The sequence below is a fragment of the Paenibacillus sp. 1781tsa1 genome (assembly GCF_024159265.1).
GTDB lineage: Bacteria > Bacillota > Bacilli > Paenibacillales > Paenibacillaceae > Paenibacillus.
Genome location: NZ_JAMYWY010000001.1, coordinates 6,525,646 through 6,541,349, shown reverse-complemented (window position 1 = coordinate 6,541,349; position 15,704 = coordinate 6,525,646). Strand labels below are relative to the sequence as shown.

At 48.2% G+C, this 15,704-nt stretch carries 14 protein-coding genes and 1 riboswitch; all 14 genes read left to right on the top strand.

Going from position 1 to position 15,704, the window contains the following annotated elements; genetic code table 11:
- The first annotated feature begins 44 nt into the window (after positions 1–44).
- The 14 genes from NKT06_RS29250 to NKT06_RS29185 all read left to right on the top strand — a co-directional run bounded on the left by NKT06_RS29250 (position 45) and on the right by NKT06_RS29185 (position 15,516).
- On the top strand, positions 45–380 hold the full coding sequence (locus NKT06_RS29250; protein ID WP_253441507.1) for a hypothetical protein: 336 nt from the start codon (positions 45–47) through the stop codon (positions 378–380).
- Between the two features lie 248 nt (positions 381–628).
- Positions 629–1,582, top strand: coding sequence for an ABC transporter permease (locus tag NKT06_RS29245; RefSeq protein ID WP_253441506.1), 954 nt, complete (start codon positions 629–631; stop codon positions 1,580–1,582).
- A gap of 2 nt (positions 1,583–1,584) precedes the next feature.
- On the top strand, positions 1,585–2,547 hold the full coding sequence (locus NKT06_RS29240; protein WP_253442878.1) for an iron chelate uptake ABC transporter family permease subunit: 963 nt from the start codon (positions 1,585–1,587) through the stop codon (positions 2,545–2,547).
- On the top strand, positions 2,541–3,299 hold the full coding sequence (locus NKT06_RS29235) for an iron ABC transporter ATP-binding protein (protein WP_253441504.1): 759 nt from the start codon (positions 2,541–2,543) through the stop codon (positions 3,297–3,299). Before NKT06_RS29240 ends, NKT06_RS29235 begins: the two co-directional genes overlap by 7 nt.
- Before the next feature lie 42 nt (positions 3,300–3,341).
- On the top strand, positions 3,342–4,328 hold the full coding sequence (locus NKT06_RS29230) for a siderophore ABC transporter substrate-binding protein (protein WP_253441502.1): 987 nt from the start codon (positions 3,342–3,344) through the stop codon (positions 4,326–4,328).
- Between the two features lie 174 nt (positions 4,329–4,502).
- Positions 4,503–6,098, top strand: a complete 1,596-nt coding sequence (locus NKT06_RS29225; RefSeq protein ID WP_253441500.1) for a spore germination protein — start codon at positions 4,503–4,505, stop codon at positions 6,096–6,098.
- A gap of 4 nt (positions 6,099–6,102) precedes the next feature.
- Complete coding sequence (locus NKT06_RS29220; RefSeq protein ID WP_253441498.1) at positions 6,103–7,302, top strand: Ger(x)C family spore germination protein; 1,200 nt, start codon at positions 6,103–6,105, stop codon at positions 7,300–7,302.
- On the top strand, positions 7,295–7,516 hold the full coding sequence (locus tag NKT06_RS29215; RefSeq protein WP_253441496.1) for a hypothetical protein: 222 nt from the start codon (positions 7,295–7,297) through the stop codon (positions 7,514–7,516). Before NKT06_RS29220 ends, NKT06_RS29215 begins: the two co-directional genes overlap by 8 nt.
- A gap of 55 nt (positions 7,517–7,571) precedes the next feature.
- On the top strand, positions 7,572–8,774 hold the full coding sequence (locus NKT06_RS29210) for a GerAB/ArcD/ProY family transporter (RefSeq protein WP_253441494.1): 1,203 nt from the start codon (positions 7,572–7,574) through the stop codon (positions 8,772–8,774).
- Between the two features lie 131 nt (positions 8,775–8,905).
- Positions 8,906–9,745 (top strand): uroporphyrinogen-III synthase, encoded by an 840-nt coding sequence (locus tag NKT06_RS29205; protein ID WP_253441493.1) that lies wholly within the window; start codon positions 8,906–8,908, stop codon positions 9,743–9,745.
- A 195-nt stretch (positions 9,746–9,940) separates the two neighbouring features.
- A riboswitch (cobalamin riboswitch) is annotated at positions 9,941–10,130 on the top strand.
- A 403-nt stretch (positions 10,131–10,533) separates the two neighbouring features.
- Positions 10,534–12,465: a precorrin-3B C(17)-methyltransferase gene (gene cobJ, locus NKT06_RS29200; RefSeq protein ID WP_253441491.1), complete on the top strand. Its 1,932-nt coding sequence runs from the start codon at positions 10,534–10,536 to the stop codon at positions 12,463–12,465.
- Between the two features lie 290 nt (positions 12,466–12,755).
- Positions 12,756–14,030, top strand: a complete 1,275-nt coding sequence (locus tag NKT06_RS29195) for a sirohydrochlorin chelatase (protein WP_253441489.1) — start codon at positions 12,756–12,758, stop codon at positions 14,028–14,030.
- A complete protein-coding gene (cobK, locus tag NKT06_RS29190; RefSeq protein WP_253441487.1) occupies positions 14,027–14,797 on the top strand; it encodes a precorrin-6A reductase in 771 nt (256 codons plus the stop codon). The genes NKT06_RS29195 and cobK overlap by 4 nt, the downstream gene beginning before the upstream one ends.
- A gap of 71 nt (positions 14,798–14,868) precedes the next feature.
- Complete coding sequence (locus tag NKT06_RS29185) at positions 14,869–15,516, top strand: precorrin-8X methylmutase (protein ID WP_062836865.1); 648 nt, start codon at positions 14,869–14,871, stop codon at positions 15,514–15,516.
- Positions 15,517–15,704 lie beyond the last annotated feature (188 nt).

Sequence of the window (15,704 nt, the reverse complement as noted above, 5' to 3'; positions counted from 1 at the left end):
ATGGCTGATGAAATGAACTCCAAGATGAAGGAGGATATACACGTATGGCGCAACAGGAATGGTTTATGGTCAAACATGCGGTGACCGGGCGAGGACTGGCTAATAGCAAAACAGATTCCCTGTCCTATCGTTTCCAACAGGAAGGTACAGGCTTCATATTTACCGTGACGGGTCTGGACGAGCAGATTGTGGAACAGATTGTGGAGCTTAGACAGGAACTGAACGTATTTCGCTTCGTCCAACGCAAAGATCAGCCCCTTTTGAAACACTGGTACTACGTAGATGGTGAACGGGTCGTGTACGACAAGGAGAGTCACACGCTAAGCATCTATGCGAAGTCGGAGATTCGCTATGTGCCTGAAGATTATTTTGCAGATTAACTACACGCCATAATAAATATTAAGCCTTCCACATGGAAGGCTTTTTTCCTTATATATTATTAATCCTATATTATATGTATTTCAGGTTGTTTCATGAAATTTAAGAAAAAAGAAGCAAGCGGAGGTTGACATGATGAATTTAGTGTCGATATAATTTATGTAATTGATAATGAGTATCAATATCAAATGATGCGAGGTAGAGCAACTACGAATGTTTTACGGCGATCGGTAAGGGGATTAGTAGAGAGATGAAGTTAGGTTATATGTTGATCGTATTGGCTGTCTTATCTATCGTATACATATTTATTGGCAATTCAGACATTTCGCCATTGGATATATTTCATTTGTCCTCTGTCCAGCTACAGGTATTACAAGTTAGCCGGTTTCCCCGCCTGATCAGCATTCTTGTCGCCGGGATCAGCATGAGTGTAATCGGACTGATTATGCAGCAACTGACACGCAACCGATTTGTATCCCCAACAACAGCAGGAACGATGGACTCAGCGAGATTGGGTATTCTTGTGACGTTAATGTGGTTTCCCGGAGCATCCCCTCTGCAAAAAATGCTGGTCGCTTTTGCCTTTGCTCTGGCAGGAACGCTGATTTTTATGCGAATTCTGGAGAAAGTCAAGTTTAAGGATACGATATATATTGCTCTGCTAGGTCTTATGTTTGGCAACATTGTAAGCTCCGTCACGACATTTTTTGCTTACAAAAACGATCTGATCCAGAACATCTCGTCTTGGTTGCAGGGTGACTTCTCCACCATCATGAAGGGCCGTTATGAACTGATCTATATCAGTATCCCGTTGCTCATTATCGTATACCTGTTTGCTAATCGTTTTACACTTGCAGGAATGGGCGAAGATTTCTCAATCAACCTTGGGTTGGCGTATCGTCGAGTAGTGAATATCGGCCTGATTCTGGTGGCGATGGTCTCAGCGGTTGTGATTATTACGGTAGGCACAATTCCGTTTCTGGGCCTTGTCGTGCCGAATATCGTAACACTCTACAAAGGGGATAACTTGCGTGATACGTTACCTCATACGGCAGTACTTGGTGCGATTTTCGTTCTGGTCTGCGACATTTTGGGTCAATTGATTATTTATCCTTATCAACTTTCAATCAGTCTGACGGTGGGAGTTGTGGGTAGTGTATTATTCCTGTATTTACTGCTTCGAAGAAAGGCTTATGGATCATGAGAATGAAATATACGGCGAACACATGGAAGTTGATCTTGTTCATTGCAGCGGCGGTGCTGCTGATTGGCGTATTTCTGGTCATTCAATCCGGAGGGAACTGGGACTACATATTGCCTCGAAGAGGGAAAAAGATTCTCGCCATTGTATTGACAGGTGCCTGCATCGCGTACTCTACAGCTATTTTCCAAACGATAACCAACAATCGCATTCTGACACCTGGCATCATGGGCCTCGATTCCTTATATATGCTGTTTCAGACGTTTGCCGTGTTTGTGTTTGGAAGCACACATATCAGTTTTGTGAACAAAAACCTTAATTTTGCAATATCTGTCCTGCTCATGACGTTGTTTGCTCTACTATTACATCAGTTCATGTTCCGCAGGGAACAGGGGCGTAATATTTATCTGTTGCTGCTGGTGGGTCTTATTCTGGGTACGCTGTTCCAGAGCATGTCTTCCTTCATGGAGGTACTGATCGACCCGAATGAGTTCCTTGTGTTGCAGGGCAAGATGTTTGCGAGCTTTAACAATGTGAATACGGATCTGCTGATCATCTCAATCGCTGCGATTATTGTGATCCTGCTGTACGCGCAGAAGTTTACCAAATATCTCGACGTATTGTCCCTCGGCAAAGATCACGCAGTGAATCTCGGGGTCGATTACGATTACATTGTGAAGAGGCTGCTGCTGGTGGTGATGGTTCTGGTTTCGATCTCCACAGCGCTGGTGGGTCCAATTATGTTTTTGGGATTGCTAGTCGTGAATCTCGCGCATCAGGTGTTCCGGACACATCGGCATAAAGTACTGATCTGGGGTTCGGTCCTGATCGCAGTAGTTGCATTGGTTGGTGGACAACTCATTGTAGAACGGGTGTTTACATTTGCGACTACAGTAAGTGTCATTATTAACTTTATAGGCGGCGTGTACTTCATCTATTTACTGCTAAAGGAGAATAAGTCGTGGTAGAAGTCAGAAATGTTACAAAACAATACGGCGGCGTCCGAGTAGTGGATGACGTATCACTGAATATTGCCAAAGGAAAGATTACATCATTTATTGGACCAAATGGAGCTGGGAAAAGCACCTTGTTGTCCATGATTACCAGGCTAATCAGCAAGGATACAGGACAAGTCCTGATTGAAGGGCGCGAGATTGGAGACTGGAAGAACAAGGACTTGTCGCGCAAAATATCAGTCCTCAAACAATCCAATCACATCAACATTCGGTTGACTGTGGAGGATCTTGTGGCTTTTGGAAGGTTCCCGTATTCACAAGGAAGGCTCACACCTGAGGATCAACAGTGGATTCAGGAGGCCATCGACTATATGGAACTGGCCCCATTCCGCAAGAAGTATCTGGATGAATTGAGTGGAGGACAGCGGCAGCGGGCATATATCGCCATGGTGATTGCCCAGAACACCGAGTATATTTTGCTCGATGAGCCTTTGAATAACCTGGATATGAAACATTCTGTTCAGATTATGAAGGTGCTGCGAAGAATGGTGGATGAACTCGGCAAAACGATTGTCATTGTCATTCACGACATCAATTTTGCCTCCTGTTACTCCGACTATATTGTTGCACTCAAGGATGGACGCGTAGTGAAAGAAGGCAAGACGGAAGACATCATCGATACGGGTGTATTGCAGAGCGTCTATGACATGCACATCCCTGTGCAATGGATTGATGGACGTAAGATTTGTGTGTATTTTGCGTAAGTGAAAAGGTAGTCAAATATAGAGAGTGAGAGGTGTCTATTCATGAAAAAGAGTTGGGTGTTTACGTTATTAGTGGTGTTGTCGGTTCTCCTGGCAGCTTGTGGTGGGAATAAGGCGGCAGATCATACAGGAGCAAGCAGTGGCACAGGATCAGAAGCTGCTGCACCAGCAGATCAAGCAAGTGAAGAAGTGGTTATCAAACATAAACTGGGTGAAACAAAAGTAAAGAAAAATCCAGAGAAGGTCGTTGTCTTTGACTACGGTGTATTGGATTCATTGGATCAGCTGGGCGTAGAAGTTGCAGGTGTTCCGCAGGAAGGCGTACCTCCTTATCTGGACAAGTATAATGATGCAAAGTACACCAATGTTGGTGGTCTGAAAGAGGCTGATTTTGAGAAAGTCAACGCGATGAAACCAGATCTAATCATTATCTCGGGACGACTCCAGGATTCGTATGAAGAACTGAGTGAGATTGCACCAACGATATATATGGCGGTAGATACGGCAGATTATATGAATTCCCTGACCAGTAACGTAAAGACCCTCGGGGACATCTTTGGTAGAGAAAAAGAAGCAGAAGAAGCCATTGCCTCGATCGAAACATCTGTTAAGGCACTACATGACAAAGTAACGACAGCAGGTAAAAATGCGCTAATCGTCCTGACGAACGAAGGCAAACTGAGCGCTTATGGTGCGGGTTCCCGTTTTGGTGTTATTCATGACGTATTTGGTTTTACTCCGTCAGATCCGAATATTGAAGTATCCACACATGGGCAGAGCGTTTCGTTTGAATATGTCATGGAGCAGAATCCGGATTACCTCTTTGTAGTGGATCGCAGTGCAGTGGTTGCAGGTAACGGTGAGGCATCTCCCGCGAAACAAGTGATCGAGAACGATTTGGTGAAAAATACAACAGCATATAAAGAAGGACATATTGTTTATCTCGATCCGAATTACTGGTACTTGTCTGGTGGTGGGTTGGAATCCATTCAAGAAATGATTAAAGAAGTGGACGCAAGCATCAACTAAAGTGAAGTAAACAATTCATGCGTTGGGTGTCAGGAAGGTCTCTGTTCAATACAGAGGCCTTTTTGCTGTCTGAACTCAGCGAATTTAATCGTAATTTTGCAAAAAAGACCACATAATTCCCAGCTGTCTGGCACAAGCTACCTTGTATAAAAAACAAGAACGGAGGGGCGGCATATGGCGGACAAAACATCTGGGAAAGACAAGTCCCAACAACCGGGGCGAGCTTCAGAAGAGAAAAAACATATCCCTTTGGGACTGCCATCCCCGCCTTTTCTACGGCAGCCGATTAGTGCAGTACATGAAACTCAGGTTCAAGCGGTAAAGGAGATCTTCTCCGAATGCTCGGATGTGGTTTTTCGCAACGTCATGATTACCCCGGAAATGAAAGGGCTTCTGGTCTATATTGAAGGCATTGTTAACTCGGCTGACATCCAGGAGCATATGCTGCGCCCAATTATTCGAGGGCTGGTGCAGCAGCGTACAGATGAACCAGATGTTCCACTGGATGATACACGTGTTGAGCTGACACAGGTGAAGCGAGTGGATACTTGGGCTGCTGCGACAGAAGGGGTGCTGGCATCCTCTGCCCTTTTGGTTGTCGATGGAAGTCGCGAAGCCTGGATGTTCAATGTCAAAGGCGGCGTCAGACGTGGTGTGGAGGAACCGCAGACAGAATCCGTCATTCGGGGACCGCGTGAGGGATTTACCGAAACACTCCGTGTGAATACGGCTTTACTGCGGTTCAAGCTGAAAACTCCCTCTCTTAAGATGGTGAGTATGACACTAGGCACCGAGACCAAGACCGACATCGTTCTGACCTATCTGGACGATATTGCTGATCCGAAGTTGATACGGGACGTGAAGAAACGTCTGGAAAAAATAAAGATCGATGGCATTCTGGAGACGGGTTACATTGAGGAACTGATTGAAGACCACCCGTATTCTCCATTCCCGCAGATGCACTATTCGGAGCGCCCGGATACAGTAGCAGGCAACCTGTTGGAAGGGCGATTTGCCATTTTGGTAGACGGCACTCCCTTTGCGTTAATTGCGCCAGTCACGATGTGGCAGATGCTTCAGGCTAGTGAGGATTATTATGAACGATTCTTCATCAGTAATCTGGTACGCTGGATTCGCTTTTTATTCGTAGCCATTGCTCTATTTCTACCAGCATTGTATATCTCAATCACAACATTTCATCAGGATATGTTACCTACCACGCTAATTCTGAGTATTGCCGGTGCACGGGAAGCTATCCCTTTTCCGGCTCTGGTGGAAGCCCTCATCATGGAGCTGTCGTTCGAAGCCCTTCGGGAAGCCGGGGTCAGGTTACCCAAAACAGTGGGTCAAGCGGTCAGTATTCTCGGCGCACTTGTGATCGGGCAGGCCGCAGTTCAGGCAGGAATTGTGTCTGCACCGATGGTTATTATCGTATCCATGACAGGTATAGCTTCCTTTACAATTCCGCGGTTTAACTTTGCGATTACTGTGCGTCTATTGCGATTTCCGATCATGTTATTGGCGGGTATGCTCGGACTGTATGGCATTGTCATTGGCTTGGTCCTGATCTCGGTGCATCTGACACAGATGACTTCGTTTGGTGTACCTTATCTGTCAGGTCTTAGCCCTTATAGTAAGACAGACACCAAGGATATTCTTATTCGTGTGCCGTGGTGGAAAATGATCAATCGTCCTTCTACGGTTCAGGATAACCAGAAACGGATGAAAGGCAAGATCAATGGTTCGCCTGAAGCTGAGGAAGGATGGTGAACACATGTTTCATATTCGTAAATTCCGCGCTGTGTTGATGTTATTGCTGTGTACCCTTTTCATATCAGGATGCTGGGATCGTAAGGAAATTAATGATATTGCCTTTGTGATTGGCATAGCTGTTGATAAGGAAGGGGACAACTACAGATCCAGCCTCCAGATTGCACTTCCCGGTCAATCCGGTTCTACCGGAAGTTCGGGAGGTGGCGGGGGTACAAGCGGGGACAAATCGTGGTTCATGTTGTCCAACACCGCGAAGACACTGAGGGGGACAACACTTGAAGGCCAAAAAGCACTCTCACGAAAGATCTATTATGCGCACCGTCGTACCCTGCTTATTGGAGAGGAACTTGCCCGGGATGGCGTGGCTCCGATGCTCGATTTGTTTACACGGTACCCGCTCAACCGATTCTCTGCATTACCGATCGTTACGAAAGGTGCAGCGTATGAAGTCATGGATACAGATGCACCTATAGAGAAGTTTCCATCTGAGATGGTGAGAGAGTTGTGCTTTCTAAATATGCGTAATCCACGTTCCCTTAAAACGTTCACCGATTCCATCCTTAGTGATGGGGTAGATCCATTCCTGCCTGTTGCTTCAAAAGTGGAAAATGTTCCAAAAAATTGGAAGGACGCTAAAACAAACATCAAGCTGGATGGATTGGCCGTGTTCAAGAAAGACAAGCTGGTTGGCATGATTGACAAGGCTCCCGCCGATGCCTTGATTCTCGCTATGGGGGAAGCCAATGCGCCCGAAGTTATGGTCAAAGCTCCACGCGGAGAAGGAGATATATTCATCAAGCTGAATGAGAACAATTCTTCACTGCACCCCATTGTCAAGAATGACAAGGTTTCTGTGACCATTCAATTGTACGCCAAAGGCGTGGTGGTAGATAACGAATCGAATTACGGTGATCTGCGTGAAAAAGAGATTTTGAAATTAAATGACGCGATCCACAAAAAAATAAAAGAGGATATCGTTGAAGGAGTTCGGTTAATACAGCAAAAATATCATGCCGATATTCTCGGGATTGGCCGGTCGATCCATCAACAATTGCCTAAAGAGTGGGACAAAATGAAAGATCGATGGGATGATATCTATCCTGATGTTGAGGTAAACGTTATTCCCCACGTCATTATTGAAAATGTAGGGGTAATCAATAAACCGATCGGTGTCGTTGAGGAGGATATCGTACATGATTAAACCACTTTTGTTCACCTATCTGGGCATGGTCATCATTGTCATTGTGATGGATTTCCGACATCTGAAGCAGGCGGCAGTCATTAATCGCTGGTTATCCTACGGTCTGATTGCATTAGGAACAGGCCTTTGGCTCTATGTAACCCATTTAAGTAAAACTTTTTTTGTATCGGTATGGATCAGCCATGTCATCCAGCGATTCTTACCGCTTCCATAGATACGGACTAGCAAAGGGACGGAGTACCAATTAAATGATAGAAAGGAGGTATGGTATGAATCAAAGTGTGACTTCTCGACAGATTGCACTGCTCGTGATGCTGCTCAGTATGACGGGCACGTTGATTCAACCCCATGCACAGGCCATATATTATGCGGAGCAGCACGCTTATCTCTCTTATGTGCCAGTTGTTCTCGTGATGATTATATCCATGTGGATGGTAAGCCGAATCCAGCGGAGATTTCCGAATCAGGATCTATTTGAGGCCCTTGCCGATCGGTTCCCCTTTATGGGAAGGCTCGCAGGTGTAATGTACATTTTGTTTTTTTTCTTCATATTCTCAAGAGATATCCGATTAATTGGCGATTATGTAAGTATAACCTTGCTGGAGACAACGCCGATATCCATTGTGGTATTGTCCCTCATGATTATGGCGGTATTTATCGTCCGGGGTGGGCTTGGTTCGTTGATCGGAATGTCGGAACTCTATGTTACCCTGTTCCTGTTGAACTCTATCATTGTGCCTTTCATGCTTATCCAGCAGATCAATATGGACAATCTGATGCCTTATTTTCATGTCGATACGGCAGGTGTAGGCAAAGGGAGTTGGTACATATTTTCTTTTTATGGCGAGATGATTGCCTTGCCTTTTGTCGTCAAGGGCAGTGATTTTCGCTTCAAGCCTGTATTATGGGGCATCATTATCTCGGGATTGCTAATGATGTTGATTATTGTGGAAACCATCACGTCGATTGGTGTGCCCATTGCCTCCAGACTAGTATACCCTTCGTATGAACTTGCAAGGCAGCTGCAAATTAGTGATTTCCTGGATCGGTTTGACCTGGCGCTGGCAGCGGCAACCTTGCCTGCCATGATTACCAAAATTGCATTTGATCTGTACTTTGTCTGTTGGGGACTGAAGCGAATGATTCCGAACGTTTCCGGAAAGGTCATGACTGGTCCGGTGGCACTGTTAGGCTTTGTTTGTGCATTCTGGTTTTTCAGAAACGCTATTCAGCTTTATCGTTTTACCCGGGAATGGACTTGGATTGCCATTGTTTTTGAAGTGCTGTTCCCGATTGTGTTGTTTCTTTTCCTTCGTCCTCGCAAAAAGGATAAAAAAGAATCTACCCAACAGAGATCGGGAGACCAGTCCAAGAAAGAGAAGCATGAACAGGGGCAAGGCTCCTCTGATTCGGAGAAGAATGGAGATAAAAAAAGGCAGGATTCTCATGGTGGAGAACTCCAGCCTTCCTGATATATTCCATCAAAAATCGTTATAGATGAAATGGGCAAAAAGAGGGGAAGCACAGTTTCCCTTCACAGAAGTACCCTGTATACTGTAGTCAGACTGATGAACATTCGGCTGAACTAACGGGGGGAACATGAATGGCTCAACATTTGGCAGGTGTACGTGTAGCATTGACTGGACCGCGAAAATCGAAAGAAATGTCCATACTGGTTGAAAAAATGGGGGGAATCCCGCTTGTGCGACCTGCACAAGGTACGGTATTCCTGGATGATCGGAGTATCAGGGATGGGTTGGTATCCTGGATCTCAGACCCGCCAGACTGGGCGGTGTTAACGACGGGTATGGGATTGGATGCATTGTTTGAAATGGCTGAGGATATGGAAGTCGCAGGACAATTGTTGGATGTATTATCGGAATCCTCCATTGCAGCGAGGGGATACAAGACGGTGAATGCGCTCAAAAAGCGCAAGTTAACACCGCTGGTACGAGATGATGATGGTAGCACGGACGGGCTCATTCGAGAATTCGCCCCACATGATCTCGCAGGGAAAAAGGTCATATTGCAGCTTCATGGGGAGACAGCTCCCAAACTCGTTGCATGGTTGGAAGAACAAGGTGCAATCGTCAGACAAGTGCTCCCTTACCGCCATGTACCGCCGGAAGAGGCAGAGCTGGAACAGTTGTTGAATGAAATTCTAAAGTTCGAGGTAGATGCCGTTGCGTTCACAAGTGGACCCCAGGTCAGATTCCTGACGCAATACGCGGCCTCCCAGGACAAGCTTGAGCCGATGCTTGACGCCTTCAGACAAGGCGTAATTCCTGCATCTGTAGGTAGAGTTACAGCAAACTCGATGCGTGAAGAAGGCATTGAGGCGCTGGTCATTCCGGAGGAAGAGAAGATGGGCGCACTCATCGTTGAGCTCGGACGTTACTTTGCGGCGGGGCGTGCGGCCAAGAGTAGTGGCCTGCAATCCTAGTTATCAATGACTATGGATGTATTTAATCATTCGGTAGATGCATGGTTTAAAACGAATCTTATATGTATGTTACATCAGGTTCTGATCCGTTTTTTTGGATCAGGACTTTTTTTTGGTTTGTCTGAAAATAGAAGAACGGACAAGTATCATAAGCATGGACATTATTTCCTGCGCGGTGTTATTATGAAAACAATATTGAATGAAAACAAGCAAGGTGCTCTTGCGTGCAGCAAGAGGTAACAGGGAATCGGGTGAAAGTCCCGAGCGGTCCCGCCACTGTAATGGTGAAGCCCTTTTTGATCCAAGTCACTCGGAAAGCCGGGGAAGACAGAAAAGGAAGCTGATGATCCAAAGCCAGGAGACCTACCTTGCATGTGTCACCTAACCCTTCGCGGAAAGGAGTGGTGTACGAAGAATCAGGAAATGGGCGAACAAGCGGTTCGCCTGGCTGGCCCCCCTTGGGCCACATAGTCACAGGACTACTCTCAGGGAGTCTGGACTATGTTCTTGAGTGTACGTACATGCGTATCCCATCCGTTACAAGGATGGGATTTTTTTGTTTTTATAGATAAATGTACATCCTTGCGATACCTACCCGATGTAGGGAAATTGCAGGTAGAGGAATAGATTAGTTGGATCACAACAAGTGATGTAAGAGCCTTGTTTGATAGTCTGAGTAAACAGAGCTGACGAGTTGGACATGCAGTACAGTGGGGGAGAAGGTCGGCATAGCCGTCCTTCTTCACTGTTTAGATCAGTTCGACAAGTGTGATGGAGGAGGAAAAGCAATGCATGATCAAGGCAAGCTGCTGATTATCGGGTTCGGTCCGGGAGCAATGGAACATATCACGAAGCGGGCACTCGAAGCACTTCAGGAGAGCGAGGTTATTATCGGATACAACACCTATGTGGATCTGATTCGACCTCTGTTAAACGGGCAAGCAATTGTACGCACAGGTATGACGGAGGAAGTAAGCCGTGCACAAGAAGCGGTCAGACAGGCGGAGATGGGCAAAATTGTTGCCGTAATTTCCAGTGGTGACGCAGGCGTATATGGGATGGCGGGTCTGGTATACGAGGTGCTGATGGAGCAAGGCTGGAAGCCGGATACGGGTGTTGCCGTCGAAGTTATTCCGGGCGTGTCGGCCATTCAGTCTTGCGCATCACTGCTTGGTGCCCCCGTCATGCATGATGCATGTACGATCAGCCTTAGTGATCACCTCACGCCGTGGGAGACCATTATTCGCCGGGTCGAAGCCGCAGCGTCCGCTGATTTTGTCATTGCCCTGTACAATCCACGCAGTGGACGGCGCACACGCCAGATCGTGGAGACACAGGAAATGATCCTTCGTTATCGTGACCCACAGACCCCGGTAGGTCTAGTGAAAAGTGCATACCGTGAGCGTCAGGACGTTGTCATGACCACACTCGAGGATATGCTGAATCATGATATCGGCATGCTGACGACCGTGATTATCGGCAACTCTTCGACCATGATGTACGAAGGACTCATGGTCACCCCGCGCGGGTATCAGCGGAAATATACGCTGAACACCGCGGAACAGTCGCTCAGACCCCATGAGCGACTACGCACGGAAGCCGAGCCATGGTCGCTCGGCGCAATGGAAGCCCGCGCTGCCGCCTCCGGCGAGGCAGCGGGTGAGAGCGCGGCCAGCGTAGCATCAGCCGCGCAGCCACAGGCGGAGCCAGCCCTGCGCGGCGCAAGCGCCGGAGCGGGCACGGCTCCGCAAGGGCAGCCGCCCGCTGGCGCAGGGGCTGCTGCCGCTACGCCTGCGGCAAGCCCGGCGAGCAGCGCTGGCACCGCCGTGCTTGCTGGCGAGCGACCTGCGCCCGTTGCGGCAGTTGCCGCGCCGGGCCAAGTCGCAGAAGCGCCACGCGCCGGCGCAGCTGCGCTTGCCGCCGAGGCGCTGACACGGCTCGCGGCAGGTGGCGCGCTCGCGGGCGAATCGGCGAGCCGCTGGCTGGACGCAGCTGCGCCGAGCCGAGAGGCAAGTGCACCGCAGGCTGCGACCGCAACGGCGGTACGCAACGTGCCCGAGCCTGGGCGTAAGGCGCCGCTGTTTGAAGTCGGCGTGTCGCCCGGCGTGGGCAACAAAAAATTTACCGCAGCCCAGATGGCGCTGCTGGCCCAGTGTGCAAGTGAAGACGGCGAACTGGAGTACACGCCGGAGCACCAGATTATTCTGAGAGTGCCGACATTTGAACCGGACTCGCTGGTTGAAGAGCTGCGTGCAGCGAATTTTATCGTTGTACCGATTGGTGATGTCATCAAGGTGAAGGCTTGTGACTTCTGCAACATGGAGAAGGACGATGCTGTCCCGATGGCTAACCATTTACAGGCCGTGATTGGCGGACTGGGTGCACCCAAAGAAACAAGTGTGGCGCTGAATGGGTGCGGTATGGCATGTTACGGGGCAGTGCTGGAGGATATCGGCATCGTGTATCGCAAAGGTGCATATGACCTGTTCCTCGGCGGCAAGAAATTCGGCCGCAATGCGCATCCTGCTCAGCCTGTAGCGGAGGGAATTCCTGGTGACCAGATTGGTGGTATTGTGGAACGCATTGTAGCCGATTACAAGGAAAAAGGTCATCCGAATGAGCGATTCCATAAATTCTTCAAACGAGTTGGCGTAATTCAGGGCTTCCGCCATGTGGATGCACCGGTCACTGTGGAAGTAAACCCGATATGTGGTGACTAATTCCATACTCAATTCCTTGCTAAATACCTAACTAAGCCTTGAGTAAGTATTAATTAAGTCCTTGCCTGCATGGCTTCTTTCGTGGAGACGTGATGGTGTAGCCTGTCAGGACCTATCTAATATTTTGCAATATTCGCTGGATTTCAGCTGACATAGATGAATTGATTTTTACGATTAATGCAGTGAATGGATGGAATGACTGGTTGACGTAGTTTTAGCCGGATGAACTGGAATGCCGAATGAATATGAAAAGTCTGATCTGCGGTTCAGACGGGGGAGGATAACAAAAGATGGATGCAATATTGTTGGTGGGACACGGGAGTCGTGATCCCGAGGGGAACCGGGAACTGAAGGAGTTTGCACATGAGGTAGCAGCGAAGGCACCCGAGAATACGTTGGTGGAGACCTGTTTTCTGGAATTAACGAGACCAAGTATTGCTGATGGTGTTACCGCTTGTGTGGACCGAGGTGCAACACGTGTTGTGTTGGTGCCAATCATTCTGTTTGCTGCCGGTCATGCCAAGATTGATATTCCTAACGCCATTGACCGCGCCAAGGCACGTTATCCGCAGGTGGAATTCGTATATGGTCGCCCCATCGGTGTTCATGAGAAAGTTGTTCAAATCATGCAGACCCGTCTGCAAGAAGCACAACCTGTACTTGTCGCATCCCAAGGCGGTACAGCGGTAGCGGCTCCACCTGCTCCGGTGACGGATGAAGAGACCGCCGTACTGGTGCTTGGACGGGGAAGCAGTGACCCGGATGCTAACAGTGACTTTTTCAAAATGACCCGGATGTTATGGGAGAAACTGCCGTACAAGTGGACGGAAAGCAGCTTTATTGGCGTGACTCAGCCCTCTTTCCCGGATGGATTGGAGCGTTGTCTATTGCTGGGCGCGAAGAAAATCATCATCATGCCTTATTTCTTGTTCACAGGTGTACTGATCAAGCGTATTGATGAAATGACCGCAGAATTTGCAGCCGCACATCCAGACATTCAGGTCGAGGTTGGTGGATATTTTGGTTTCCACCCGAAGCTGGTTGAACTGGTACTAGAACGGGCCCATGAGGGGTTATACGGACGTGTAACAGCCAACTGTGATAACTGCCAATTCAGACTGGAAGCAGCCAAACACCATCACCACCATCATGATCACGACCATGGGCATGACCACGACCATGACCACGATCACGACCACGACCATCATCACGATCATGGACATGAGCACAGTCACGACCACCATCATGAACATCACCATGCCCACGACCATGATCATTCAGACCATGATCACTCGCATCAACATGACGAGCATGACCATCATCACGTACATGCACACGATGACCAGCATAAGCATGCCCACGATCATGATCACACGCATACTGCCGTCGATCGTCAAGTGCCACTCGATTATCATCATGATCACGATGAAGAGTTGCATCATACACATCACGAGCAAGAAGGTAATCGAAACAGCCCTCATGACGAGGCAGAAACGGCACAAGGAGATGTTTCTACCGATCAGTCACAGGTTGCAGCAACTTCGGAGCAGGTGAATTGTCCATGATCTTCATGTTGTGTGGTACAAGTGATGCCAGGGAACTGGCTCTACAGATCCAGCAGCAAGGTGCAGACGTGCTGACTTCTGTTGTAACCGACAGTGCTGCCCATAGCCTGACAGAGGCCGGATTACCTGTTCGGACAGGCCGTTTGACTGTGGAAGCGATGGTGGAACTTGTGCGTGAAAAAGGTAGCCGTGCCATCGTGGATGCAAGTCATCCGTTTGCCGAAGAAGCACATGCCAATGCGATGGAAGCAGCTAAACAGGCGGGCATTCCATACATTCGTTACGAGCGAACGGGTCTCGCGTACGATGATCATGCGTTGCTGCATGTCGTGTCTTCTTACGATGAAGCGGCACTTAAGGCCAAAGAACTGAAGGGCTCGGTCATGCTGACGACAGGTAGCAAAACATTACAGATTTTCACCAAGCACCTGCTCGGTGATCCGGACATTCGTCTCGTTGCCCGCATGCTTCCACGTCTCGATAATATGGAGAAATGCGGTGAACTTGGTGTGGAACAGCGCAATATTATTGCGATGCAGGGACCTTTTTCCCGTGAAATGAATGAAGCCTTGTACAAGCACTATGCGACGACGGTAATGGTTACCAAGGAGAGCGGCAAGACCGGAGCGGTGGATGAGAAAATCCAATCTGCACTGGAGCTGGGCATTCATGTTGTGTTGATTTCACGCCCCGAGGCTGAATTTGGAACGGTGTTTGACCATTTTGAAGGTGTGCTTGATGAGTTGAAGCGTGTATTGGTGCAGTAGAGCACCCCAATAGTCTTAATTTGAATAATGAATTTTTGAATGACACCACTAGTAGAAGGAGTGAAATACACATGGATTTCAAAACGGAATTTAAACCGTTGACTGTACAACCACAGGAGATTGAGGGGAAAAGCTTTGAGATGATCACGGAGGAACTGGGTGAGCACCCTTTCACGGATGAGCAATATCCAGTGGTACAGCGTGTCATTCACGCCTCGGCTGACTTCGAACTGGGTCGGAGCATGGTGTTCCACCCAGATGCCATTCAAGCAGGGATTGCAGCGCTTCGCGCCGGCCAATCCGTCATCGCTGACGTACAGATGATTCAGGCTGGCGTAAGCAAGGATCGCATTCGCGGTTTTGGCGGAGATGTGCATGTACATATTTCCGATCCCGATGTGATGGAAGAAGCCAAACGTTTGAACACCACTCGGGCCATCATCTCGACGCGTAAAGCGAACCAATTGTACGAAGGCGGAATCTATGCCATTGGTAATGCACCAACAGCACTACTGGAACTGATCCGTCTGGTCAAAGAAGGCGAAGCCAAACCGGGCCTGATCATTGGTATGCCGGTTGGATTCGTATCCGCAGCAGAATCCAAAGATGAGCTGCGCAAACTCGACATCCCGTTTATCACCAATATCGGCCGCAAAGGCGGAAGCACCATCGTCGTAGCCGCCCTGAATGCCATCTCCCTGATGGCTGTTAAGGCGTAGTTGTAATAAGTAAACGCCCGCAGGTTATTGGAAAGCGCTAATTAACTTTAACGAATCCCATAGGCCTTATATTGCGGATTATCATCCTTTTCATATTTTAACGAATCTGAGTAACGCTATTCCGTTGAAATACGCCAAAAAGTGGTGAAAACAACGTCTTTTTAATGAAATAACGTCACTACGATTCG